This window comes from Blastococcus capsensis (assembly GCF_030165005.1).
Classification (GTDB): Bacteria; Actinomycetota; Actinomycetes; order Mycobacteriales; family Geodermatophilaceae; genus Blastococcus; species Blastococcus capsensis.
Genome location: NZ_JASNNW010000007.1, coordinates 1 through 23798 on the forward strand (window position 1 = coordinate 1; position 23798 = coordinate 23798).

Consider the following 23798-nt stretch of genomic DNA (forward strand, 5'->3'; position numbering starts at 1 on the left):
GGCGATCACCGCCGGATCGGTGTCCCGCCCGGTGACGGCCACCTCGGCGGCGATCGCCCGAGCACGGGGCCAGTCCAGCCGCCCCAGGCACAGCTCCGCATAGGTGGCCGGCAGCACGGTGGTCAGCACCTCGGCGTGCTCCAGCAGCGTGACAGCCGCCGCCCGGCTGCAGTTCTGCACCAGCGCCAGCTCGTCGGGCACGAACTCACTGACCCCCGCGGGGCCGACCGCACCCGCGCCCTCCCCACCGGGTAACGGGTCCGGCGGCGCCGGGCGGGCCGCGGCCAGATCCATCACCAGCTCCGCCCGCAACGCCGCCAACTGCGCCTCGGCCACCACGATCTGCTGGAGCAGCGCCGCCGCCTCACCCGCGCTCCGCCGGGCCGGCAACCACGCCGACAACGGCTCCCCCAACCGCGGCAGCGGATCAGGATCGGCCAGCTCCCACTCCGAAGGCACGCCACCGACCGGCATCACGGTCACCCCGACCGCGAACCCCACACCCGACGACATGCCACGACCATAGGGACGGGGTCTGACACTTTTCCGCGCCCGACGAGGACGCCGGACGTCCGGTCAGGTTCCTCACCGGGCCCCGCGGACGAAGCCGGCGCATGCACCTCCTGCCCGCGGGGACCGGCATGCCGACAGGCGTGGGCCACGACGAGGACGCGCAGCAGATACGGCCCGGAGCAGGCACGGTGGGGGCGGTCGGCCGCGGAGTCTTCGACCCCGCGGTCGGCCGCACGGACGTCGTCCACTCCGGGCGGGACCGGTGGGACTACCGCTTCCACAGCTGCCGTCAGGCCCGGCGCCTCGGACAGCGCGAGGACCAGCGAGACGCCCGACAGCGCGGTGGCGGTCTGGCACGAGGCGCAGAACGCCCGATCACGCCGGCGGCGCCACCAGTCGTGGAAGTGCGGACCCGATCGGCTCGCGGACGACCAGGTCCGCGACGTCGTCGTAGGGCGTCGGTTCGGCGTTGACCACGACCACCCGGGCCCCGTGCCGCACGGCGATGTCGACCAGGCCCGCGGCCGGGTGCACGGTCAGCGAGGTGCCGACGGCGAGGAAGACATCGCAGTCCGCGGCCGCGTCCACGGCGGCCTCGATCACCTCGGGGTCCAGCATCTGCCCGAAGCTGATCGTCGCCGACTTCAGGATCCCGCCGCAGACCAGGCACGCGGGGTCGGGCTCCCCCGCGGCGACCCGGTCCAGCGCTTCGTGCATCGTCGTCCGCGCGCGGCACCCCAGGCACTCGACCTCGTGCACGGTGCCGTGGATCTCCAGCACCCGCTCCGGCGTCGAGCCGGCCGCCTGGTGCAGCCCGTCCACGTTCTGGGTGATCAGCGTGCGCAGCCGCCCCTGCCGGTCGAGGTCGACCAGTGCGGCGTGCCCGGCGTTGGGCGCGAGGTCGCGCGCCCCCAAGTCACGGCGCATCAGCCAGGCCCGGCGCCGGATGTCGGGATCGCGCACGTAGTAGGAGAGCGTCACGAGCTTCTCTGCGTCCGGATCCTTGGTCCAGACGCCGTCGGGGCCGCGGTAGTCGGGAATGCCGCTGTCGGTGGAGATCCCCGCACCGGTGAGCGCCGTGATCCCCGTGGCGGCGGTCAGCCAACCGGGCAGGGGGTCGGGGACGACGCCGGTCACGCCCGCCACGGTAAGGGCCGCCCGGCGGCGCGCGCCGCACGGCGGGTACCCGCGCGCACCGCCCGCCCGGCCTGCGGCACGAGCAGGACGACGGCGCAGGCGTAGGCCGCGCCGAGCAGCGTGTCGACGACGTAGTGCTCACCCGACCAGACCAGCACCAGGGGCATGAGCAACGCGTAGGCCACCAGCGACACCCGCTGCCAGGACCGGCGCGCCAGCGGCAGCAGCACGATGCACATGAGGACGGCGAAGGCCGTGTGCAGGGACGGCACCGCGGCGACCAGGTTCACCTGGCCCTGGCTGGTGTCGAGCAGGACGCCGGCCCGCGGCAGCCCGAGCACGGCCCAGCCGGCGCTGCTGATCCGGTCGACCGGCTCGATGACCTCCTGCTTGGCGGCCAGCCACGGAGGCGCCGCCGGGTAGAGCACGTAGGTCACCAGACCGGCGAGCGAGAGCGCCACCACCAGCCGCGCGCACCGGGCCCAGCGGGCCCGATCGCGCAGCCACAGGACGGCGAGCACCACGGGGGTGAGCACGAAGTGGCTGCTGTAGATCAGCGTCGCCAGGGCCTTCCACCAGTCGGCCTGCACGTGCTCCTGCAGCCAGACGGTGGGCAGCACGCCACCGCCGAGCCACCGGTCGGCGTCGGCCAGCTCGCGCACGTGCACCGGCATGCCGAGCCCGTCGGCGAGGCCTCGGGTGGCGTCGTAGGCCAGCAGCACGGCCGCCAGCGGCAGCCAGTCCGCCAGCAGGCGCACGACGCGGCGCCAGCCGTGCGTGGCCGCCGAGACGACCAGCCCCGCCAGCACCCAGCCGAGCAGGACCAACCGGTCGGTCGGCAGCCCGCGGACCGCGCAGGTGGCCGCGAAGGCGATGCCCAGGGCGGTCCAGAGGACGGGCGTGAGCAGTCGCGCCCCGCGGCTCCGGCCCTCCGTGCCGGCGCCGGCCGGCTGCACGGGTGCCGGACCAGCCGCCGCCAGGACGGGTGCCGGTGAGTCGACCGCGGTCATGGCGCGGGACCGTAACCGCACGGGAGCCGCAGCAGGACGCTCCTGTCCGCGGCACGCCGCTCCGAGGTGCGCGGTTGGGGCTCGTGCGGCGTCACGGACAGAAGGGACGCCGACGTCCACCGGCCCCGCCGGGTTTCCTCGGACGTGACACGGGTCACCGGGTGAGGGAAGGGTCGCCTGACTCGGTGCTCCGGCGGGCGAGCTGGGATGATCGAGGGTGGTCAACGACGCGTGATGAACCACGAGGGGTAGGCGCAGAGAAGTGGCAGCCAGCAAGGACACCTTCGGTGCACGGTCGACGCTCTCCGTCGACGGCACCGACTACGACATCTACCGGCTCGACGCGGTGGAGGGCTCCGAGAAGCTGCCCTTCAGCCTGAAGGTCCTCCTCGAGAACCTGCTGCGCACGGAGGACGGCGCGGACATCACCGCCGACCACATCCGGGCGATCGCGAACTGGGACCCGTCGGCCGAGCCCGACCAGGAGATCCAGTTCACCCCCGCTCGCGTGGTCATGCAGGACTTCACCGGTGTCCCCTGCATCGTCGACCTGGCGACCATGCGCGAGGCCATGGCCGAGCTCGGCGGCGACCCGCAGAAGATCAACCCGCTGGCTCCGGCCGAGCTGGTCATCGACCACTCCGTCATCGCCGACATCTTCGGCACCGAGGACTCGTTCCAGCGCAACGTCGAGATCGAGTACGAGCGCAACGGCGAGCGCTACCAGTTCCTGCGCTGGGGCCAGGGCGCGTTCAGCGACTTCAAGGTCGTCCCCCCGGGCACCGGCATCGTCCACCAGGTCAACATCGAGCACCTGGCCCGCGTGATCTTCCCCCGGCAGGAGGGCGACCGTGTGATCGCCTACCCCGACACCTGCGTGGGCACCGACAGCCACACCACGATGGTCAACGGTCTCGGCGTCCTGGGCTGGGGCGTCGGCGGCATCGAGGCCGAGGCCGCGATGCTCGGTCAGCCCGTCTCGATGCTGATCCCCCGCGTGGTCGGCTTCAAGCTCTCCGGCCAGTTGCCGGACGGCGCCACCGCCACCGACCTGGTCCTCACCATCACCGAGATGCTGCGCCAGCACGGCGTGGTCGGGAAGTTCGTCGAGTTCTACGGCGAGGGCGTCTCCGCCGTGCCGCTGGCCAACCGCGCCACCATCGGCAACATGAGCCCGGAGTTCGGCTCCACCGCGGCGATGTTCCCCATCGACGAGGAGACCATCACCTACCTGCAGCTCACCGGGCGCAGCGAGGAGCAGGTCAAGCTGGTCGAGGCCTACGCCAAGGAGCAGGGCCTCTGGCACGACGCGTCCCGCGAGCCGGCGTTCTCCGAGTACCTGGAGCTCGACCTCGCGACCGTCGTCCCGTCGATCGCCGGCCCGAAGCGCCCGCAGGACCGGGTCGCCATCACCGACGCCAAGCCCGCTTTCCGCGAGGCGCTGGCCGAGTACGTGGCCGACGACGAGACCGGCGGCGAGGACCGCAAGGCCGGCGTCCCCGGTCAGCAGCAGCCCTACGGCGTCGAGTCGGAGGCCGACGAGGCCTCGGCCGAGTCCTTCCCCGCCTCGGACCCGGTGAGCCCGTTCGCGCACGGCAACGGTGAGGCCGGCAAGCCGCACCACGTCGACGGGCATGCCGTGGCCGAGCGGCCGCGCAAGCCGACGAAGGTCGTCATGGAGGACGGTACGGAGACCGAGGTCGACCACGGCCACGTGGTGATCGCCGCGATCACCTCCTGCACCAACACCTCCAACCCGCAGGTCATGATCGGCGCGGCCATGCTGGCCAAGAACGCCGTGGAGCGCGGGCTGACCAGCAAGCCGTGGGTGAAGACGACGCTGGCCCCCGGGTCCAAGGTCGTCATGGACTACTACGAGAAGGCCGAGCTCACGCCGTACCTGGAGAAGCTCGGCTTCTACCTGGTCGGCTACGGCTGCACCACCTGCATCGGCAACTCCGGCCCGCTGCCCGAGCCGGTGTCGGCCGCGGTGAACGAGGCCGACCTCGCCGTCGTCTCGGTGCTCTCGGGCAACCGCAACTTCGAGGGCCGGATCAACCCCGACGTCAAGATGAACTACCTGGCGTCGCCGCCGCTGGTCATCGCCTACGCGCTGGCCGGGTCCATGGACGTCGACCTGAACAACGACCCCCTGGGTCAGGACACCGACGGCAACGACGTCTTCCTGCGCGACATCTGGCCCTCGCCGCAGGAGGTGCAGCGGGTCATCGACCACGCCGTCTCGGCAGAGCAGTTCGGCAGCAGCTACGAGGACGTGTTCGCCGGCACGGAACAGTGGCAGAACCTGCCCACGCCGACCGGGAACACCTTCGAGTGGGACGCGGAGAGCACCTACGTGCGGCGTCCTCCGTACTTCGAGGGGATGCCGGCCGAGCCGGCTCCGGTCGAGGACATCTCCGGCGCCCGCACCCTGGCGGTGCTCGGGAACTCGGTGACCACCGACCACATCTCGCCGGCCGGCTCCATCAAGGCCGACAGCCCCGCGGGCACGTACCTGCGCGAGCACGGCGTGGACCGTCGCGACTTCAACTCCTACGGTTCCCGGCGCGGGAACCACGAGGTGATGATCCGCGGCACCTTCGCCAACATCCGGCTGCGCAACCAGCTCGTGCCCGGCACCGAGGATGGCGTCACCAAGAACCACCTGACCGGCGAGACGACGACGATCTACGACGCCTCGCGTGCCTACATCGACGCCGGCATCCCGCTGGTCGTGCTGGCCGGCAAGGAGTACGGCTCGGGCTCGTCGCGCGACTGGGCGGCCAAGGGCACGGCGCTGCTGGGCGTCAAGGCGGTCATCGCCGAGAGCTACGAGCGGATCCACCGCTCGAACCTCATCGGCATGGGCGTCCTGCCGCTGCAGTTCCCCGAGGGCCAGGACCGCGAGTCGCTCGGCCTGAGCGGTGACGAGGAGTTCACGATCACCGGGATCACCGCCCTCAACGACGGCTCGGTGCCGCGCACGGTGAAGGTCCAGGCCGGAGACGTGGAGTTCGACGCCCGCGTCCGCATCGACACCCCCGGCGAGGCGAACTACTACCGCAACGGCGGGATCATGCAGTACGTCCTGCGGTCGCTGCGGGGCTCGGCCGCCTGATGGACCTGGGGCTGGGCGGTCGCGGATACCTGCTCACCGGCGCGAGCCGGGGGCTCGGGTTCGCGACCGCCCGCGCCCTGGTCGACGACGGCGCCCGAGTGCTGGTCAGCTCCCGGGAAGCCGACGCCGTGGACGCCGCCGTCGCCTCTCTCGGAGGGGCGCCGGCGGCCTCCGGCGTGCCGGCTGACCTCGCGGCTCCCGACGCCGCGGAGCGGCTGGTCGCCGAGGCCGGGGAACGGCTCGGACGGATCGACGGCGCGCTGCTCAGCGTCGGAGGGCCGACCCCCGGCTCGGTGCTCGACGTCGGCGAGGACGCCTGGCGGTCGGCGGTGGACTCGGTCCTGCTGGGGCCGCTGCGGCTGGTCAAGGCCCTCGTACCGCACCTCGGCGAGGGGGCAGCCATCGGTTTCGTGCTGTCCACGTCGGTGCGTCAGCCGGTCCCCCATCTCGCCATCAGCAACGGCCTGCGCCCAGGCCTGGCCATGACCGCGAAGGCACTCTCCGACGAGCTCGGCCCGCGGGGCATCCGGGTGTTCGGGCTGCTGCCGGGCACCATCGCCACCGACCGGATCACCGAGATCGAGGCCGCCAGCGGGGACCCCGCGGCGATGCGTGCCCGTACGGAGTCGGCCGTCCCGTTGCGGCGGGTCGGGCGACCGGAGGAGTTCGGCGCGGTCGCCGCTTTCGCGCTCTCCCCCGCCGCCTCCTACCTGACCGGGGTGATGCTGCCGGTCGACGGCGGCGCTCTCCGGGCCCTGTGACCGGCGCCGAGGCCCCTGTCCTCGTCGCCTGCGCGCACGGGACCCGCAATCCCACCGGCCGCCGGCTGATCGCCGAACTGGCCCTCGCCGCCCGGCGGCTGCGCCCCGGGCTGATCACGACCGCTGCCTTCGTCGACGTGCAGCCGCCCACCGTCGTCGACGTGGTCGCAGGCTTCTCGGCCTCGGGCCGCGCCGCGGTCGTGGTGCCGCTGCTGCTGTCCGGCGGATACCACGTGCACGTCGACATCGCGCAGGCCGTGGCCGGTGCGCCGGGGACCGTCGCGGCCCGCCCGCTCGGGCCCGACCCCCGGCTGGCCGCCGTGCTGCGCGACCGGCTGGTCGCAGCCGGCGCCGACCCGCGCGACCCGCTCACCGCCGTCGTCCTCGCCGCCGCCGGCTCCAGCGACCCGCGCTCGGTGGCCGACGTGGAGGACACCGCCGACCTGCTGCAGCAGGACTGGGCCGGCCCGGTGACCACCGGCTACGGCTCGGCGGCCCGGCCCCCGGTCCCCGACGCGGTGGCCGCGGCCCGAACCGGAGGCGCGGAGCGGGTGGTGGTGGCGTCCTACCTGCTGGCACCGGGACACTTCCACGACAAGCTCGCCGGGGCCGGGGCGGACCTCGTGACCGCCCCGCTGCTGCCCGACGACCGGATCGCCGCCGTCCTCGTCGACCGCTACGAGGCGGCCCTCCCGGCGACCTGACCGGCCGAGAGGCCTGCCGCGATCCCACCTCGGCGACTCCCCGCGGCCGGGCGGCCGCTGAACCGTGCACCACCCGCCCCGGCCCTCCCATCCGGGCCGGACGCCACCGGCGGCGCGTGCCGCTGACCTACTGTGGAAGCGATGGACGGCGAGCCGCGAACCGACGAGAACCCCTCGCCGACCGACCGGCGCGGCGACGCGCCCACCGTGCCGCCCTCCGACGGCTCGACCGCCGCGGATGCCCCTGTGGAGGCCGGCGACGACGCGGCACCGGAGGACGAAGCCTCGTCCTCCACTCGAGGGTCAGACTCCCGCCGCGGCTGGAGCCGGCCGGTGGCCGCCGTGGCGACCGCCGCGGTCACCGTGGCCCTCGGGTTCGCCCTCACCACCCAGATCCGGACCACTGCCGAGCCCCAGGACGAGGTCGTCGGGCGCGAGGAGGACCTCGTGGTCATCCTCGACGAGATCAACCAGCGCGAGGAGACGCTCCGCCAGCAGATCGGCGAGACCCGGCAGACCGTCGAGGACCTCAGCAGCGGCCGGCAGGAGTCCGGCGCGGCGCTGGAGGAGGCCCGCTCCCGCGCGCAGGCGATCGGCATCCTGGCCGGCACCCTGCCGGCCAGCGGCCCCGGCCTGCGCCTGACCGTCCGGGACCCCGACGGGGCCGTGCCCGCATCAGTGGTCCTGGGTGCGATCCAGGAGCTCCGGGGCGCCGGCGCCGAGGCCATGGAGGTGGACGGCGTGCGGATCGTCGTCTCCAGCGCCGTCACCGGCACGCCCGGCGACCTGCGCATCGACGGAGAGCCGCTCAGCGCGCCGTACGAGTTCCGCGCCGTCGGGCCGCCCGCGGCGATGGAGGTCGCGCTGAACGTCTCCGGCGGGGTCGTCGCCGACATCGGCCGGGTAGGCGGCGAAGCCCGCGTCGAGCAGGTCGACTCCCTCGTCGTCGACGCCGTCGTCGACTGACAGCCTCGGGAGCATCGCAGCGAGCGCCAGCGAGCGAGGAGCGGACCGAGGCGCGGAAGCCGACAAGTGTGATCGTCGACGGAACCGTCACTGCGGGATGAGCAGGCCCCGCAACTCGTCGGTGAGCGCCTCACGGGCCTCGGGGTGCTGGTGCCAGGCCGCCGGGGTGGCCTGGAACAGCGAGATGCGCCACCGGCCACGTCCCTCGTCCACCGCGATCATGGTGTGCACGGCGTTGAGGGCCGGGTCCAGGTCGCTGCCGCCGGCCGGGATCATCCCCGCGTGCGCGGTGAGCATCGCGACGTCCGGCGCCACCGGTCGGACAGAGCGGACCACCGCGACGTAGGCAGGGGTCTGGTGCGAGCCGAAGACCTGGCGCAGGTCCGCCGCGATCGACAGCCGGCCACGGTGGTGGCTGCCGTCGAACCCGATGATGTCGCCGTCGTCGGCGAACCCGGCCGCCACCGCCGCGCCGCTGCGTCGGTTCCACCCGTCGATGAACTCGGCGTAGAGCGAACGGATCTGGGTGTCCTGCGGGTGCGCTGCGGTCACGTCTCCTCCTCGCTGGCGGTCGCCGGTGCGTCCCGACGGGTGCTGTGGTTCTGCGTGACCGCGCCAGCCCGGTCACGTGCCCCGGGCTGCGGCCGCCTGGGACAGGAGTGACGGTAGTGCTCCGGGTACCCCCGCCGTTCGATGCTCGCCGGTGCCACACGCCGTCTCATCTGCCCGTTTCCGGTCCGTACCGAGCGCCCCGGACCCAACGTGTGCGGTCGTGCGCGCAGAGCCACGCCGGCGATCGATGCGGTCACCCGACCGCGAGCGCACCGCGGTCGCCCTGCACGAACTGGGTGCGGTACAGATCGGCGTAGCGGCCGCTGCGGGCGAGCAGCTCGTCGTGGGTCCCGGACTCGATGATCCGCCCCTCGTCGACCACCAGGATCTGGTCGGCGCTGCGGATGGTGGAGAGCCGGTGGGCGATGACCAGCGACGTGCGCCCGGCCAGCGCCGTGTCGAGCGCGCGCTGCACGGCGGCCTCGGACTCGCTGTCCAGGTGCGCCGTCGCCTCGTCCAGGATCACGATGCCCGGCGCCTTGAGCAGCACCCGCGCGATCGCCAGACGCTGCTTCTCCCCGCCGGAGAGGCGGTAGCCACGGTCGCCCACCACGGTCTCCAGCCCCTCGGGCAGCGAGCGCACCAGCTCGGCGATGCGCGCTCCACCGAGCGCCTCCCACAGCTGCTCCTCGGTGGCCTCCGGGCGGGCGTAGCGCAGGTTGGCCCGGATGGTGTCGTGGAACAGGTGCGCGTCCTGGCTGACGACGCCGATCGCGTCGCGCATCGACGCCAGGGTGGCGAGACGCACGTCCACTCCCCCGACCCGAACCGTGCCACTGGTCGCGTCGTACAGCCGAGGCACGAGGTTCGCGATCGTCGACTTGCCGGCGCCCGAGTGCCCGACCAGCGCCACCAGCTGCCCGGGCTCCACCCGGAAGGAGACCCCGTGCAGGACGGCGACCGGGCCACCGTGCTCGGGCAGCGACACTTCTTCCAGTGACGGCAACGAGACGTCCGCGGCGGCCGGGTAGCTGAACGAGACGTCGTCGAACTCGATCGACCGCTCCTCGGCCGGCACCGGGACCGCGTCGGGCGCCTGCTGGATCATGGGCGGGAGGTCTAGCACCTCGAAGACCCGGTCGAAGCTCACCATCGCGCTCATGACGTCGACCCGGACGTTCGACAGCGCGGTGAGCGGGCCGTAGAGGCGCGAGAGCAGCAGCGCCAGGGCGACGACGTCACCCGCGCTCAGCGTGCCGGTGAAGGCCAGCCAGCCACCGAGGCCGTACACCAGCGCGGTGGCGAGCGCCGCGACCAGCGTGAGCGCGGTGAAGAACGTGCGGCCGTACATGGCCGACAGCACGCCGATGTCGCGGACGCGGGCGGCGCGGCCCCGGAAGGACTCGGCCTCGGCGCTGGGCCGGCCGAACAGCTTGACCAGCAACGCCCCGGCGATGTTGAACCGTTCGGTCATCGTCGCATTCATCGAGGCGTTCAGGGAGTAGGACTCCCGGGTGATCTCCTGCAGCCGGCTGCCGATGCGGCGGGCGGGCAGGACGAACACGGGCACGAGCACCAGCGAGAGCAGGGTGATCTGCCAGGACAGCGTGAACATGACGGCGGCGGTGAGCACCAGACCGATGACGTTGGAGACGACACCCGAGAGCGTCGAGGTGAACGCCTGCTGGGCACCGACGACGTCGTTGTTGAGCCGGCTGACCAGGGCGCCGGTCTGGGTGCGGGTGAAGAACGCGACGGGCATGCGCTGCACGTGTTCGAAGACCTGGCTGCGGAGGTCGTAGATGACGCCCTCGCCGATGCGCGCGGAGAACCACCGCGTGCCGAGCGAGATGCCTGCGTCGATCACCGCCAGCCCGGCGATGATCAGCGCGATCCGGACGATGCCGGCCGCGGTGCCCTCCAGGCCGGCGATGCGGTTGACGATGTCGCCGGCGAGCAGCGGGGTGATCACGCCGATGACCGACGAGCCGACGACGAGGAGCAGGAAGAAGGTCAGCTCGCGCTCGTACGGCCGGGCGATGCCGAGGATGCGCCGCACGGTGCCCTTGGGGAGCCGCCGCGCCGTCACCGACGGGTCTCGCCTGAACGACCGCATCGCGGCCATGGAGGTCATGGATTGGCCGTCCACCGCGCCTCCTCGGGTTCCGCCGGTCGCGGCCCCGGCTGCTCGTCCAACCGGGGCGCGACCCGGCTTGTTCCGCGGTCGGCGAGGTCAGCGGCCGCCGGCGAGATCGTGCAGTCGCTGTACCTGGGCGGCCCGCTCCGCGGCGTCCTGGGTCGGGAAGTCGTTGCGGACAGCGGAGCGCACCAGCGCCGCGGTCGCCCGGCTGGCGCCGACCGGCGGCGAGAGGAGGGCAGCGGAGAGGTCCGCGACGGCGTCCTCGAGCTCCGGACCGGGGACGACGAGGGTGGCCAGGCCGATCGCCCGGGCCTCCGCGGCCCCGACCGCACGGCCGGTCATGCACATCTCCAGCGCCCGCGAGTAACCGACGAGCTCCACCAGCGTGCTGGTGCCGGTCAGGTCGGGCACCAGGCCCAGGGTGACCTCGGGGAGCCGCAGCTGCGCGTCCTCGGTGAACACCCGCAGGTCGCAGGCGAGCGCCAGCTGGGCGCCGGCCCCGATGGCGTGCCCCTGCACCGCGGCGATCGAGACGATCGCCGGCGAGCGGAGCCAGCGGAAACCGGCCTGGTAGGCCCGGATGCGCTCCTGCGCCTCCTCCACGGGCAGCCGGACGAGCTCCCCGAGCCCGCCGCCGTCGGTCGACGAGGTGTCGAACATGCTGCGGTCGAGGCCGGCCGAGAACGCCCGGCCCTCGCCGCGCACGACGATGACGCGGACGTCGTCGTCGAGCGAGGCGCCGACCTCGGCCAGCGCCGACCAGGTGGCCGGCGTCTGGGCGTTGAGCTGGTCGGGGCGGTCCAGGGTGACGGTGAGGACGGCGCCGTCGCGGCTGGTGCGCACCCAGCCGGATGCGGAGAGCGAATTCGTGGGGTCTGCGGTCACGCCCCTGCCTCGCTGACGCTCGTCAGGCGCGGACCGCGCGGTGCTGTGTTTACTGGTTCGTTCGCAAGCTCACTCACGTCCCTGCCTCGCTGACGCTCGTCAGGCGCGGACCGCGCGGTGCTGTGCCTACCGGTTCGTTCGCAAGCTCACTCACGTCTTCTTGCTGTTCCGGTTGGCCCCGCCGCGGCTGCGCAGCGAGGCCCCGGACTCCGACAGCAGCCGGTGCACGAACCCGTAGGACCGGTTCGTCGAGGTGGCGAGCGACCGGATGCTCTCGCCCTCGTCGTACCGCTTGCGCAGCTCGTCGGCGAGCGTGGACCGGTCTCCGCCGGTGATCCGCTTCCCCTTGCCGAGGTCCGCAGTGCTCGTGTCGGCCATGGCTCCCCTCCGTGTCGGCCACCGGCCGGCAGTGCCGGCCCGTGCGGCGGCCCGTTGTTGGCGCTGTCGCCCTGGTGCCGCCGTCCCGTCGACCACGGCTCCCGCGCACCCATGATCACCCAGACACAACACGTCGGCCACGCGAAGGAAGATCCCGCACCGACCCGGAGCCCGCAGGGGGCGCAGCCGCCGCGACTCCAGCCGCGCGGGCGGATGGGGAGCCGCGCCGTGGCCCGGCTCCCCATCCGGTCGGGCGGCTCAGGTGGTCAGGGAGGCCAGGGCGGCCCGGCCCTTACGCCAGTTCGACCAGGTCGGCGAGGTCCTCGCTCCAGGCGTCCTCGGTGCCGTCGGGCAGCAGGATCACCTTGTCCGGGCTCAGCGCCCGCACCGCGCCCTCGTCGTGGGTGACCAGCACGATCGCCCCCGCGTAGGTGCGCAGCGCCTCGAGGACCTGCTCGCGGCTGGCCGGGTCGAGGTTGTTGGTCGGCTCGTCGAGCAGCAGCACGTTGGCGCCGGAGACGACGAGGGTCGCCATGGCCAGCCGCGTCCGCTCGCCGCCGGAGAGCGTGCCCGCCCGCTGGTCCACGGACTCACCCGAGAACAGGAACGCGCCGAGGATCCGCCGCAGCTCGGTGTCGGTGCTGTCCGGCGCCGCCGAGCGCATGTTCTCCAGCAACGACCGGTCCATGTCGATGGTCTCGTGCTCCTGGGCGTAGTACCCGACCCGCAGCCCGTGCCCCGGTTTGACCTCACCGGTGTCTGGACTCTCCGTGCCGGCCAGCATCCGCAGCAGCGTCGTCTTCCCGGCCCCGTTCAGCCCGAGCACGACGACCCGCGCGCCCTTGTCCACGGCCAGGTCGACGTCGGTGAAGATCTCCAGCGACCCGTAGCTCTTGGACAGACCCTCGGCGGTCAGCGGCGTCCGGCCGCACGGCGCCGGCGTCGGGAACCGCAGCTTGGCGACCCTGTCCTGCACCCGGACGTCGGCCAGCCCCGCGGCCAGCCGCTCGGCCCGCTTGTCCATGCTCTTCGCGGCCTTGGCCTTGGTGGCCTTGGCGCGCATCTTGTCCGCCTGCGCGCTCAGCGTGTCGATCTTCCGCTCGGTGTTCGCCCGCTCCTGCTTGCGTCGGCGCTCGTCGGTCTCCCGCTGCGCCAGGTAGGGCTTCCAGCCGAGGTTGTAGAGGTCGACCGTGGCCCGGTTGGCGTCCAGGTGCCACACCTTGTTGACGACGGCGTCGAGCAGCTCGACGTCGTGGCTGATGACGATCAGACCGCCCTTGTGACTGGACAGGAAGCTCTTCAGCCAGGTGATCGAGTCGCCGTCGAGGTGGTTGGTGGGCTCGTCGAGCAGCAGGGTCTCGGCGTCGGAGAACAAGATGCGGGCGAGCTCGACCCGGCGCCGCTGACCGCCGGACAGGGTCCGCAGCGGCTGCGCCAGGACGCGGTCGGGCAGGCCGAGGTTGGTGCAGATGCGCGCGGCGTCGCTCTCCGCGGCGTACCCGCCGAGCGCGGCGAACTGGTCCTCGAGGCGGCCGTAGCGACGGACCGCCTTGTCCCGCTCGGCGTCGTCGGCGGGCTCGGCCATCGCGACCTGCGCCTTGACCATCTGGTTGCGCAGGACGTCGAGCCCGCGGCCGGAGAGCACCCGGTCGCTGGCGGTGATGTCCAGGTCGCCGCTGCGCGGGTCCTGCGGCAGGTAGCCGATCTCGCCGCTGACCTCCACCTTGCCCGCGTGCGGCAGTCGCTCACCGGCGAGCGTGGTGAGCGTGGTGGTCTTGCCGGCACCGTTGCGCCCCACCAGGCCGATGCGGTCGCCGGGCTGCACGCGCAGGTGCGCCTCGCTGATGAGGATGCGGGCACCGGCGCGCAACTCGAGGCCGGTCGTGGTGATCACTGATCCCAGGGTAGGCGCTTCCCGGCCGATACCACGAACGCTCTCGGGGTGACATCGACGGCACCTCGCCCTCCGGGACAGCCGGCCGCTGCTGCCACCGGCGAGCAGAGGGCGACTGCGGGTGGGACACCGGTCGACCTCGACCGGCCCGTCCCGGTGATTCGGGCGGCGTCCCGACGGGCAGGGAGCTGCGGTGACCTCGGGGACGCCGGCGACCGCGCCGCAGAGGCGCGCCCCGGCACCCCCGTTCCCGTACCGGGCCCGACCGCCGCAGGTGCTGCTCGCCGTCGGCGCCGTCCTGCTGGTGAGCGCGGGGGCCGCGCTCGGCTCCTCGCACGGCGGACCGCTCGTCCGCACCGCTGTCCTGGCGCTCGCGGCGACCGCCGGCGCCATCTCGGTCCGGGCCGACCGTGCCCGGCTGCGCACTTCGGCCGAGACCTTCGCCGCCAGCGGTGCGGGCCTGGCGCTGGCCGGTAGCGGCGTCCTCGGCGCGCCGGCGGCCGGGGACGCCCTGCTGCCACTGGCCCTGGCGGGCGTCTTCCTGGGCCTTCACCGCCTCTCCCCGACGCCCGCCGCGTGGCCGCTGGCGGGGTGGGCCGCCGGGCAGGTGGCCGTGCTGCGGGCCCTCGACGGGGTGCCGGAGGCGCTGCACGCGGGGCTGTTCCTGGGCGTCGTGCTGCTCGGCCTCGGCATCGCACTCTGGGGGCGCCCGTCGGTCGCGCGGCTGACGATGGCGACGACCGCGCCGTGGTGGCTGGCCGGTGTGCTCGGCAGCTCCCGCGAGGCCTGGACGGCCGCCGCCGGCGAGCGCTGGCCGGCCGCCGCACTCGTCGTCGCCGCGGGGGCCGGGTTGCTGCTGGCGCGGCTGCGCCGCCCCCTCGACGTGCTGCTGGGGCCACCCCGTCTGGTCCCGGTCGTCGCCGGCACCGTCTCCGCCGTGGCCGTGACCGGGGCCTGCTCGGCCGGCGGACCGGTCGTCGTCGCGGTGGCCGGCTTCACGGGCGTGCTCATCGCGGCCACGGCCGCCGCCGAGCTGACGGGCTGGCGGCGGGGGCTGTTCCTGCCGGTGGCGCTGAGCGGCGGTGTCCTGCTGGCCGTGCTGTCGATCCTGCGCCTGCTCCACGGCTGGCACTGGTCGGAGATCGCGCTCCTGCTGCTGCTGACCGCCGTCCCGACCACCTGGGTGGCGGCGCTCCGCCGCGGCGACCGGCCGGTGACCGCGCCCACCGCGGTCGGCTGCCTGGCCGGGGCGGCTCTCCTGGGCCTGCCCGACGGCTGGGCCTCCCCCGCCGTCGTGGCAACCCTGCTCACCGTGCTGTACGTGGTCTCCGTGCTCACCGCCGCCCACCTGGAGCACGACTCGCGCCGGGCCATGTCGACCGCTGCGGCGGCCTGCGCGGTGATCGCCGTGGTGCTCCTCGTCGTCCAGGGCGACCGCGGGCTCGTGGCGGCGCACCTGGCGGTCCAGGGCACGGCGACGCTCGCCTGGGCCTGGTGGACCGGACGGACCGGTGCGGCCCCGGACGACGACACCGGCTCGGCGGCGGGCTGGCGGATCGGGGCGGCGCAACTGGTCCTCGCCGGATGGATGGTCGCCGCCGTGGCCGGCCTCGGGGTGGTCGAGGCCTACAGCCTCCCGGCCGCAGCCGGCTTGCTGCTCGCGGCCGGCCGCGGGCTGGTGCGCGAGGCGTCGTGGCCTTCCTGGGGGCCGGGCCTGGTGACGGCGGCCGCGCCGTCGACCGCGCTCGCCGTCCTCTCCCCCGATGCCCCGCGCGCGGTGCTGGTGCCGGCCGTCGCGGCGGTGGCGATGGTGGCCGGTGCCCGCGCCGGCATCCGCGCCCCGCTGATGGTCGGGTCGGCGTCGGCGCTGGTGCTCGCCGTGGGTCTCGCGGTACGCGCGCTTCCGTGGCCGGTGGGCACCGCGCTCGTCGTGGGCAGCGTGCTGCTGCTCATCGGGATGCGGCGCGAGCGCGTCCCGGTCGCCGGCTTCGCCGCCCGCCTCGCCGACCTCCGCTGACCAGGCCGATCATCTGTTCTGACCGGTCAACGTCGGCACGTCACCGGCAACCGACTCGGTAGCCAGCCGCCGGGGTCTGGCCGCATCAGCTGAGGGTGAACCGCGCCACGACGCGGCTTACCGTCAGGCCGGGCGGCCACCCCTCGGCCAGCCGGTGCTGCTAGACGCGGAAGCCGAGCGCCCGCAGCTGCTCGCGGCCGTCGTCGGTGATCTTGTCCGGGCCCCACGGCGGCATCCAGACCCAGTTGATCCGGATGTCGTCGACCAGGCCCGGCCCGGGGCCGCCGGTGAGGGCCTGGCGGGCCTGGTCCTCGATGACGTCGGTCAGCGGGCAGGCCGCCGAGGTCAGCGTCATGTCGATGATCGCGACGCTGGAGTCGCCGTTGCTGTCGTCGACGTCGAGGCCGTACACGAGGCCCAGGTCGACGACGTTGACGCCGAGCTCGGGGTCGACGACGTCGCGCATGGCCTCCTCGAGGTCCTCCAGCAGCGCCGACTTGTACGCCGGCAGGTCACCCGGCGCCCCGTCGGTTGCGGGCGTGGCGTTCTCGGTGGTCTCGCTCATGACTGGCCTCCGGTCGTCGGGGCGGTGGGGTGGGTGGCCGGCGCGCCGGCGCTGTCGGCGACCGACAGTGCCCGGGCGCTGGCGTCCTTCAGGGCCATCCAGCTCATCAGCGCGCACTTGATCCGCGCCGGGTACTTGGAGACGCCGGCGAACGCGACGGCGTCCTCCAGCTCGTCCTCGAGCTTCTCGGCGACCGACGGGTCGCCCTTCGCCTGCATCAGCGTCATGAAGTGCTCACCGGTCTCCAGCGCCTCGGTCACCGGCTTGCCGACGACGAGGTCGTGCATCGCCGAGACCGAGGCCTGGCTGATCGAGCAGCCCATGCCCTCGTAGGACACGTCGGCGAGCGTGTCGCCATCGAGCTTCACCCGCAGGGTCACCTCGTCGCCGCACGTCGGGTTGACGTGGTGCACCTCGGCATCGAACGGATCCCGCAGACCGCGTCCGTGCGGGTTCTTGTAGTGGTCCAGGATGATCTCCTGGTACATCGACTCCAGCTGCATCAGATGCGCCTCACACCGTTCCGAAGAACTTCTGGGCCGCGCGAATTCCTTCGGCCAGCGCGTCGATGTCGTCGTATCCGGTGTGCACGTAGAACGTCGCCCGGGTGGTCGCCGGGACGCCGTAACGCCGCACCACCGGCCAGGCGCAGTGGTGCCCCACCCGGACGGCGATGCCGAGGTCGTCGAGCACCTGTCCCACGTCGTGCGGGTGGATGTCCTCGACGGTGAAGGAGACGGCTCCCCCACGGGCGACGGTGTCGGCGGGGCCGATGACCGTCACGCCGGGGATCTCGGCGAGCTTCTCCAGCGCGTAGCCGGTGAGCGCCTTCTCGTGCTCCTCGACCTTGTCCATGCCGAGGTCCTGCAGGTAGTCGACGGCGGCACCGAGTCCGACCACCTGGGCGGTCATCGGGACGCCGGCCTCGAAGCGCTGCGGCGGCGGCATGAACGTGCTGCCCTCCATGCGCACGACCTCGATCATCGAGCCGCCGGTCAGGAACGGCGGCAGCTTGTCGAGTACGTCGTACCGGCCCCACAGCACGCCGACGCCGGTGGGCCCGAGCATCTTGTGGCCGGAGAACACCAGGAAGTCAGCGCCGAGCGTCGTGACGTCGACCGGCTGGTGCGGCACCGACTGCGCGCCGTCGACCAGCACCAGAGCACCCACCGCGTGGGCCCGGGCGACGATCTCCTCGAGCGGGTTGATCGTGCCCAGGATGTTCGACTGCTGGGTGACCGCGACGAGCTTGGTGCGCTCGTTCACCACGGTGTCGAGGTCGGCGAGGTCCAGCCGGCCCTCGTCGGTCAGCCCGAGCCAGCGCAGGGTCGCCCCGGTGCGCTCGCACAGCTGCTGCCACGGGATGAGGTCGGCGTGGTGCTCCATCTCGGTGACCACGATCTCGTCGCCCTGGCCCACGGCGTAGGTGCGGAACTCCGGCTCCTTCGCCGTGACGGCGTTGCTCATCGCGTACGCCACCAGGTTGATCGCCTCGGTGGTGTTCCGGGTGAAGACGATCTCGTTCTCCGGCGCCCCGATGAACGCGCCGATCTTCGCCCGCGCCTCCTCGTAGGCACCCGTCGCCTCCTCGGCGAGCTGGTGAGCTCCCCGGTGCGGCGCGGCGTTGACGTTCTCGTAGAACCAGCGCTCGGCGTCGAGCACCTGGCGCGGCTTCTGCGAGGTGGCCCCGGAGTCCAGGTAGACCAGCCGCTTCCCGTCCCGGACGGTGCGGGTCAGGATCGGGAAGTCGGCCCGGATCGCCTCGACGTCCAGAGGCAGGGGCGCTCGCTGCGCCCCGGCTCCGGAGCGCGAGACGGTCTGGGTCATGCCTGGTTCCCCTCCGCGGCGGCCTTGAGGTAGGAGGCGTAGCCCTCGTTCTCCAGCTTCTCCGCCAGCTCGGCGCCGCCCTCTTCGACGACCTTGCCGTTGACGAAGACGTGCACGAAGTCCGGCTTGATGTAGCGCAGGATCCGCGTGTAGTGGGTGATCAGCAGGACGCCGACCTGGCCCTCCTCGCGGGTGCGGTTGACGCCCTCGGAGACGACCCGCAGCGCGTCGACGTCGAGGCCGGAGTCCGTCTCGTCGAGGATCGCGATGCGCGGCTTGAGCAGCCGCATCTGCAGGATCTCGTGGCGCTTCTTCTCACCGCCGGAGAAGCCCTCGTTGACGTTGCGCTCGGCGAAGGTCGGGTTCATCTCGAGCTGTTCCATCTCGCTCTTGACGTCCTTGACCCAGGTGCGCAGCTTCGGTGCCTCGCCCTTGATGGCGGTGGCGGCGGTGCGCAGGAAGTTCGACACCGAGACGCCGGGGACCTCCACCGGGTACTGCATGGCGAGGAACAGGCCGGCGCGAGCGCGCTCGTCGACGCTCATCTCGAGGACGTCCTCGCCGTCGAGCGTGACGGTGCCGCCGGTGATCGTGTACTTCGGGTGGCCGGCGATCGAGTAGGCCAGGGTCGACTTGCCCGACCCGTTGGGGCCCATGATCGCGTGGGTCTCGCCCGCACGGACGGTGAGGTCGACGCCGCGGAGGATCTCCTTGGCGTCGTCCCCCTCCCCGACGGTGACGTGCAGGTCGCGGATCTCCAGCACCGAACCGGTGCTGGGCGTGCCGGCGGTGGTGCCGGTCTGGGTGTCCACGGACAACTTCTCGCTCCTCAGTTGGCGGCCGCGCGAGGAAGACGGTCGTCGACTGCTGCGTCTGCCTCAGTGTCGACGTACACGTCCTCCCCCTCCACGCGGACCGGGTAGACGGGCACCGGCTCGGTGGCCGGCAGGTTGGTGGGCTCGCCGGTGCGCAGGTCGAAGCACGAGCCGTGCAGGGCGCACTCGATGGTGGGGGCACCGTCGAAGATCTCGACGTCGCCGTCGGTGAGTGCCACCTCGGCGTGCGAGCAGCGGTCCTCGAGCGCGTAGATCCCGCCCTCGAACCGCACGACCGCGACATCGATGTCCGCCAGCTCCACCCGCAGCGCCCCGTCCTCTGGGACCTCGGAGAGCGCGCAGACCCGCTCGAACGCCATGGTCAGGCCACCTCGACCGGCTGCTCGTCCAGACCCGGCAGTGCGCCCAGGCGGGTGTCGATGGAGGCCATCAGCCGGTCCTGCAGCTCGTTCACGCCGATGTGCTGGACGACGTCTGCGAAGAAGCCGCGCACCACCAGGCGACGGGCGGTCTCGGCGTCGATCCCACGCGAGCACAGGTAGAACAGCTGCTCGTCGTCGAACCGGCCGGTCGCGCTGGCGTGGCCGGCGCCGACGATCTCGCCGGTCTCGATCTCCAGGTTCGGCACCGAGTCGGCGCGGGCACCGTCGGTGAGCACCAGGTTCCGGTTGAGCTCGTAGGTCTCGGTGCCGGTCGCCGCAGGGCGGATGCGGACGTCGCCGATCCAGACCGTGCGGGCGCTCTCGCCCTGCAGCGCGCCCTTGTAGAGCACGTTGCTGGTGCAGTTGGGCACCGCGTGGTCGACCCAGAGGCGGTGCTCCTGGTGCTGGGTCTCGTCGGCGAAGTAGACGCCGAAGAGCTCCGCCGAGCCGCCGGGACCCGCGTACTGCACGTTGCTGACCAGCCGGACCAGGTCGCCGCCGAGGGTGACCACGACCTGCCTGAACGTGGCGTCCCGGCCGACGACGGCGTCGTACTGACCGCCGTGGACCGCGCCCGGCGCCCAGTCCTGCACGGACACGAGGGTGACCTGCGCGCTGTCGCCGACGAGCACGGTGACGCCACCGGCGTAGCGGGCCAGGCCGCTGTGATCCAGGACGACGGTCGCCTTCGCGAACGCACCGACCTCGACGACCAGCTGGCCCCAGACGACCTCGTCGGAGCCGGTGCCGGCCAGGCCGAGGGTGACCGGGCGGTCCAGCTGCGCCTCGGCGGCCACGCGGACGACGGCGGCGCCGCCGCTGCGCTGCCGGGCGAGCGCGGCCAGCCGGTCGACCGGGTCGGGCAGGCCCTTGAGCAGCGGGTCGCCGGCCTCGACGCTGGTCAGCTCGACGCCCTCGGGCAGGTCGGTGGTCCAGGTGAGGTGGGCGTCCGACGAGGCGCCGTCCAGGAGCGGACGGATCCGCTTCATCGGGGTGAACCGCCACGTCTCCTCCCGGCCCGTGGGCACGCCGAAGGCGTCCGGGTCGGTCGAGGCGAACCGCTCGGCCGGCGAGCCGGTCGGCGCCGGGCCACCGTGCGAGTGCGCACCCGGGGACGCCTGACCGGCGGCGCCGGTGCCCGGCGCCGGGGTGGTCGGCGGACCCGCCTGCGCCCCCACACCCGCGGCGAAGAGCTCGCCGGCGAGGGTGGCGGGGGCGACGGCGACGTCCTCGGCGAGAGCGTCGGTCGTGCTGGTGTTCTCAGGACTTGCCGACATCAGCCGACTGCACCTTCCATCTGCAGTTCGATGAGCCGGTTCAGCTCGAGGGCGTACTCCATGGGCAGCTCGCGGGCGATCGGCTCGACGAAGCCTCGCACCACCATCGCCATGGCCTCGTCCTCGGACAGACCGCGGCTCATCAGGTAGAAGAGCTGGTCCTCGCTGACCCGGGAGACGGTGGCCTCGTGCCCCATGGAGACGTCGTCCTCGCGGACGTCGACGTAGGGGTAGGTGTCCGACCGGCTGATCGTGTCGACCAGCAGCGCGTCGCACTTCACCGTCGACTTGGAGCCGTAGGCGCCCTCGTCGACCTGGACCAGGCCGCGGTAGGAGGTGCGGCCACCGCCCCGGGCCACCGACTTCGACACGATCGTCGAGGAGGTGTGCGGCGCGGCGTGCACCATCTTGGCGCCGGCGTCCTGGTGTTGGCCCTCGCCCGCGAAGGCGATCGAGAGCACCTCGCCCTTGGCGTGCTCGCCGGTCATCCAGACGGCCGGGTACTTCATGGTGACCTTGGAGCCGATGTTGCCGTCGACCCACTCCATGGTCGCGCCCTCGTGGGCGACGGCCCGCTTCGTCACCAGGTTGTAGACGTTGTTCGACCAGTTCTGGATGGTCGTGTACCGGCAGCGCGCGTTCTTCTTGACGATGATCTCGACGACCGCGGAGTGCAGCGAGTCGCTCTTGTAGATCGGCGCGGTGCAGCCCTCGACGTAGTGCACGTAGGCGCCCTCGTCGATGATCATGAGCGTCCGCTCGAACTGGCCCATGTTCTCGGTGTTGATCCGGAAGTAGGCCTGCAGCGGGATCTCGACGTTCACGCCCGGCGGCACGTAGATGAACGAGCCACCCGACCAGACGGCCGTGTTCAGCGCGGCGAACTTGTTGTCCCCGGCGGGGATGACCGAGCCGAAGTACTCGCGGAAGAGGTCCTCGTGCTCGCGCAGGGCGGTGTCGGTGTCCAGGAAGAGGACGCCCTGCTCCTCCAGGTCCTCGCGGATCTGGTGGTAGACGACCTCGGACTCGTACTGCGCGGCGACGCCAGCGACGAGGCGCTGCTTCTCGGCCTCCGGGATGCCCAGCCGGTCGTAGGTGTTGCGGATCTCCTCGGGGAGCTCCTCCCACGACGTGGCCTGCGCCTCGGTCGACTTCACGAAGTACTTGATGTTCTGGAAGTCGATGCCGGACAGGTCCGAGCCCCAGTCGGGCATGGGCTTGCGGCCGAAAAGCTTCAGCGCCTTGAGCCGGCGCTCGAGCATCCACTCGGGCTCGCCCTTGCGGGTGGAGATGTCGCGGACGACGTCCTCGTCGATGCCACGACGGGCCGAGGCACCGGCGGTGTCGACGTCCGCCCAGCCGTACTTGTACCGGCCGAGCTGGTCGATCTGCTCGTCCTGGGTCAGCGGCGTGGTGGTCACCGGCTGCGTGGTGGTCATGCGGGCGTCCTCTCCCGGTCGTTCGTGGGGGTGGTGGTGCTGGACGGTGCGGTGCGCTCCCGGGCGGGCCGGGGTACTCCTCGCTCACCGGGTACAGGGCGCGCGGGGGCCGATCTGTTCCCCGCACGGGTGTGCTCCCGGCCGCGGCCGGTCCCGGGCACCAGCGGCCCCGGGATGTGGGTGGTGCAGAGGCCGTCGCCGTGGGCGATGGTCGCCAGCCGCTGCACGTGGGTGCCCACGAGCCGGCCGATCACCGCCGTCTCGGCCTCGCACAGCTGCGGGAACTCCGCCGCGACGTGCGCCACCGGGCAGTGGTGCTGGCAGAGCTGCCCACCGCCGGAGATCGCCGAGGCGGTGGCAGCGTAGCCCTCCGCGGTCAGCGCGGCGGCAAGGGCCTGGGCCCGGTCGACCGGCTGCCCGGGGCGGGCGTCGACGGCCTGTGCGACGGCGCTGGAAGCGCGCGCCTCCAGGCCCGCCAGCTGCTGTTCGGCGACGGCGCGGACGGCGTCCGGACCGCCCGAGGCGGCGACGTAGCGCAGCGCGGTCAGCGCCAGGTCGTCGTAGGCGTGCGGAAAGGCGGAGCGTCCGGCGTCGGTGAGGTGGAAGCGGCGGGCGGGCCGCCCGCGGCCGCGGTGCGCGTCACGACTCTGCCGCTCCTCGACGCGACCGCTCGCCAGCAGGGCGTCCAGGTGCCGGCGGACGGCGGCCGGGGACACGCCCAGCCGCCCGGCGAGCTCGGTGGCGGTCTGCGGGCCGTGCTCGAGGAGCAGGGCGGAAACGCGGTCACGGGTGCGCCCGTCGTCGGCGGGCGCCGACGACCGGGGGTGCGCCGCGAGGGATTCCACAACACGAGTGTGTCCAATTTCGGCGACCTCGCAAGCAAGGATGACCTAAGAATCGACGCCCTGGACCCCCGCGCGTGAGCATGGTCACCGAAGCCGGGCGTCGGGGGACTCTCCGGCCGTGCGGCCGGGTACCACCCAGCCCATGGCTGACCAACTGAGGGCCCGCTCGGCTGCCGACGTCTTCGACGACCACCTCCGCCTGGCCGGTGAGCACCGGTTCACCGACGACATCGAGCGCAACGTCTCCCCTGACGTCGTGGTCCTGGAACGCCGCGGCGTCTTCCGGGGACGGGAGGGGGCGCGCACGCTCGCCCGGCTGCTGGCCGAGGAGCTGCCGGAGGCACCGTACGTCTACACGAACCGGCTGGTCGAGGGCCGCGTGGCCTTCCTCGAGTGGACCGCGGAGTCCGACCACGCCCGCGTGCGCGACGGAGCCGACTCGTTCCTGATCGAGGACGGCTGGATCGTCGCCCAGACGATCCACTACACCGTCGAGCCCGTCTGAACTCGGC

Annotated in this window: 21 protein-coding genes and 1 pseudogene; 6 read left to right on the forward strand and 16 right to left on the reverse strand. The window is 72.8% G+C overall.

Going from position 1 to position 23798, the window contains the following annotated elements; translation table 11 throughout:
* The 3 genes and pseudogenes from QOZ86_RS07530 to QOZ86_RS07540 all read right to left on the reverse strand — a co-directional run.
* Positions 1-513 (reverse strand): annotated as a pseudogene (locus QOZ86_RS07530) (hypothetical protein); the annotation flags it as partial.
* Between the two features lie 375 nt (positions 514-888).
* Entirely contained in the window at positions 889-1650 is a 762-nt protein-coding gene (locus QOZ86_RS07535; protein WP_284491339.1) for an SIR2 family NAD-dependent protein deacylase, read from the reverse strand.
* Complete coding sequence (locus QOZ86_RS07540; RefSeq protein WP_284491340.1) at positions 1647-2660, reverse strand: phosphatase PAP2 family protein; 1014 nt, start codon at positions 2658-2660, stop codon at positions 1647-1649. Before QOZ86_RS07540 ends, QOZ86_RS07535 begins: the two co-directional genes overlap by 4 nt.
* Positions 2661-2922: 262 nt before the next feature.
* Between QOZ86_RS07540 and QOZ86_RS07545 the strand changes: the two genes are divergently transcribed.
* The 4 genes from QOZ86_RS07545 (at position 2923) to QOZ86_RS07560 (ending at position 8209) form a co-directional block, all read left to right on the forward strand.
* On the forward strand, positions 2923-5778 hold the full coding sequence (locus QOZ86_RS07545; RefSeq protein ID WP_284491341.1) for an aconitate hydratase: 2856 nt from the start codon (positions 2923-2925) through the stop codon (positions 5776-5778).
* A complete protein-coding gene (locus tag QOZ86_RS07550) occupies positions 5778-6539 on the forward strand; it encodes an SDR family oxidoreductase (RefSeq protein ID WP_284491342.1) in 762 nt (253 codons plus the stop codon). The genes QOZ86_RS07545 and QOZ86_RS07550 overlap by 1 nt, the downstream gene beginning before the upstream one ends.
* On the forward strand, positions 6536-7243 hold the full coding sequence (locus QOZ86_RS07555) for a sirohydrochlorin chelatase (RefSeq protein ID WP_284491343.1): 708 nt from the start codon (positions 6536-6538) through the stop codon (positions 7241-7243). Before QOZ86_RS07550 ends, QOZ86_RS07555 begins: the two co-directional genes overlap by 4 nt.
* 141 nt (positions 7244-7384) lie before the next feature.
* On the forward strand, positions 7385-8209 hold the full coding sequence (locus QOZ86_RS07560; RefSeq protein WP_284491344.1) for a DUF881 domain-containing protein: 825 nt from the start codon (positions 7385-7387) through the stop codon (positions 8207-8209).
* An 87-nt stretch (positions 8210-8296) separates the two neighbouring features.
* Here QOZ86_RS07560 and QOZ86_RS07565 read toward each other — a convergent pair whose 3' ends face one another.
* The 5 genes from QOZ86_RS07565 to QOZ86_RS07585 all read right to left on the reverse strand — a co-directional run bounded on the left by QOZ86_RS07565 (position 8297) and on the right by QOZ86_RS07585 (position 14058).
* Complete coding sequence (locus QOZ86_RS07565; RefSeq protein WP_284491345.1) at positions 8297-8761, reverse strand: SgcJ/EcaC family oxidoreductase; 465 nt, start codon at positions 8759-8761, stop codon at positions 8297-8299.
* A gap of 253 nt (positions 8762-9014) precedes the next feature.
* Positions 9015-10910 carry an ABC transporter ATP-binding protein gene (locus QOZ86_RS07570; protein WP_284491346.1) on the reverse strand — a complete coding sequence of 632 codons (1896 nt, stop codon included), beginning with the start codon at positions 10908-10910 and terminating at the stop codon, positions 9015-9017.
* 84 nt (positions 10911-10994) lie between these two features.
* Complete coding sequence (locus tag QOZ86_RS07575; RefSeq protein ID WP_284491347.1) at positions 10995-11786, reverse strand: enoyl-CoA hydratase/isomerase family protein; 792 nt, start codon at positions 11784-11786, stop codon at positions 10995-10997.
* Between the two features lie 150 nt (positions 11787-11936).
* On the reverse strand, positions 11937-12164 hold the full coding sequence (locus QOZ86_RS07580) for a helix-turn-helix domain-containing protein (RefSeq protein ID WP_014376958.1): 228 nt from the start codon (positions 12162-12164) through the stop codon (positions 11937-11939).
* A 292-nt stretch (positions 12165-12456) separates the two neighbouring features.
* A complete protein-coding gene (locus QOZ86_RS07585; protein ID WP_284491348.1) occupies positions 12457-14058 on the reverse strand; it encodes an ABC-F family ATP-binding cassette domain-containing protein in 1602 nt (533 codons plus the stop codon).
* A 193-nt stretch (positions 14059-14251) separates the two neighbouring features.
* Here QOZ86_RS07585 and QOZ86_RS07590 point away from each other — a divergent pair, with 193 nt between their 5' ends.
* Positions 14252-16075, forward strand: coding sequence for an SCO7613 C-terminal domain-containing membrane protein (locus tag QOZ86_RS07590; protein WP_284491349.1), 1824 nt, complete (start codon positions 14252-14254; stop codon positions 16073-16075).
* Between the two features lie 160 nt (positions 16076-16235).
* Here the strand turns inward: QOZ86_RS07590 and QOZ86_RS07595 are convergent, their stop codons facing one another.
* From QOZ86_RS07595 to QOZ86_RS07630, 8 genes are read right to left on the reverse strand one after another with little or no spacing between them, the layout of a single operon-like run.
* On the reverse strand, positions 16236-16640 hold the full coding sequence (locus tag QOZ86_RS07595; protein ID WP_269193641.1) for a metal-sulfur cluster assembly factor: 405 nt from the start codon (positions 16638-16640) through the stop codon (positions 16236-16238).
* Positions 16637-17143, reverse strand: a complete 507-nt coding sequence (sufU, locus tag QOZ86_RS07600; RefSeq protein WP_284491350.1) for a Fe-S cluster assembly sulfur transfer protein SufU — start codon at positions 17141-17143, stop codon at positions 16637-16639. The genes QOZ86_RS07595 and sufU overlap by 4 nt, the downstream gene beginning before the upstream one ends.
* 10 nt (positions 17144-17153) lie before the next feature.
* On the reverse strand, positions 17154-18467 hold the full coding sequence (locus tag QOZ86_RS07605; protein WP_284491351.1) for a cysteine desulfurase: 1314 nt from the start codon (positions 18465-18467) through the stop codon (positions 17154-17156).
* The gene (sufC, locus tag QOZ86_RS07610; RefSeq protein ID WP_284491352.1) at positions 18464-19279 is read right to left on the reverse strand and encodes a Fe-S cluster assembly ATPase SufC; all 816 of its coding nucleotides are present in this window, start codon (positions 19277-19279) and stop codon (positions 18464-18466) included. Before sufC ends, QOZ86_RS07605 begins: the two co-directional genes overlap by 4 nt.
* Before the next feature lie 17 nt (positions 19280-19296).
* The gene (locus tag QOZ86_RS07615; RefSeq protein WP_284491353.1) at positions 19297-19662 is read right to left on the reverse strand and encodes a non-heme iron oxygenase ferredoxin subunit; all 366 of its coding nucleotides are present in this window, start codon (positions 19660-19662) and stop codon (positions 19297-19299) included.
* Positions 19663-19664: 2 nt separating this feature from the next.
* The gene (gene sufD / locus QOZ86_RS07620; RefSeq protein ID WP_284491354.1) at positions 19665-21002 is read right to left on the reverse strand and encodes a Fe-S cluster assembly protein SufD; all 1338 of its coding nucleotides are present in this window, start codon (positions 21000-21002) and stop codon (positions 19665-19667) included.
* The gene (gene sufB / locus QOZ86_RS07625; RefSeq protein ID WP_284491355.1) at positions 21002-22441 is read right to left on the reverse strand and encodes a Fe-S cluster assembly protein SufB; all 1440 of its coding nucleotides are present in this window, start codon (positions 22439-22441) and stop codon (positions 21002-21004) included. Before sufB ends, sufD begins: the two co-directional genes overlap by 1 nt.
* On the reverse strand, positions 22438-23286 hold the full coding sequence (locus QOZ86_RS07630) for a helix-turn-helix transcriptional regulator (protein WP_284491356.1): 849 nt from the start codon (positions 23284-23286) through the stop codon (positions 22438-22440). The genes sufB and QOZ86_RS07630 overlap by 4 nt, the downstream gene beginning before the upstream one ends.
* Before the next feature lie 142 nt (positions 23287-23428).
* On the opposite strand from QOZ86_RS07630, the gene QOZ86_RS07635 reads away from it, so the two are divergent.
* Positions 23429-23791, forward strand: a complete 363-nt coding sequence (locus QOZ86_RS07635) for a nuclear transport factor 2 family protein (protein WP_284491357.1) — start codon at positions 23429-23431, stop codon at positions 23789-23791.
* Positions 23792-23798: the final 7 nt, after the last annotated feature.

Coding starts and splice junctions, on each gene's coding strand:
- QOZ86_RS07540 (WP_284491340.1), bottom strand. CDS start 2,660: ATGACCGCGGTCGACTCACCGGCACCCGTCCTGGCGGCGGCTGGTCCG.
- QOZ86_RS07550 (WP_284491342.1), top strand. CDS start 5,778: ATGGACCTGGGGCTGGGCGGTCGCGGATACCTGCTCACCGGCGCGAGC.
- QOZ86_RS07560 (WP_284491344.1), top strand. CDS start 7,385: ATGGACGGCGAGCCGCGAACCGACGAGAACCCCTCGCCGACCGACCGG.
- QOZ86_RS07580 (WP_014376958.1), bottom strand. CDS start 12,164: ATGGCCGACACGAGCACTGCGGACCTCGGCAAGGGGAAGCGGATCACC.
- QOZ86_RS07595 (WP_269193641.1), bottom strand. CDS start 16,640: ATGAGCGAGACCACCGAGAACGCCACGCCCGCAACCGACGGGGCGCCG.
- sufU (WP_284491350.1), bottom strand. CDS start 17,143: ATGCAGCTGGAGTCGATGTACCAGGAGATCATCCTGGACCACTACAAG.
- QOZ86_RS07605 (WP_284491351.1), bottom strand. CDS start 18,467: ATGACCCAGACCGTCTCGCGCTCCGGAGCCGGGGCGCAGCGAGCGCCC.
- QOZ86_RS07615 (WP_284491353.1), bottom strand. CDS start 19,662: ATGGCGTTCGAGCGGGTCTGCGCGCTCTCCGAGGTCCCAGAGGACGGG.
- sufD (WP_284491354.1), bottom strand. CDS start 21,002: ATGTCGGCAAGTCCTGAGAACACCAGCACGACCGACGCTCTCGCCGAG.
- sufB (WP_284491355.1), bottom strand. CDS start 22,441: ATGACCACCACGCAGCCGGTGACCACCACGCCGCTGACCCAGGACGAG.
- QOZ86_RS07635 (WP_284491357.1), top strand. CDS start 23,429: ATGGCTGACCAACTGAGGGCCCGCTCGGCTGCCGACGTCTTCGACGAC.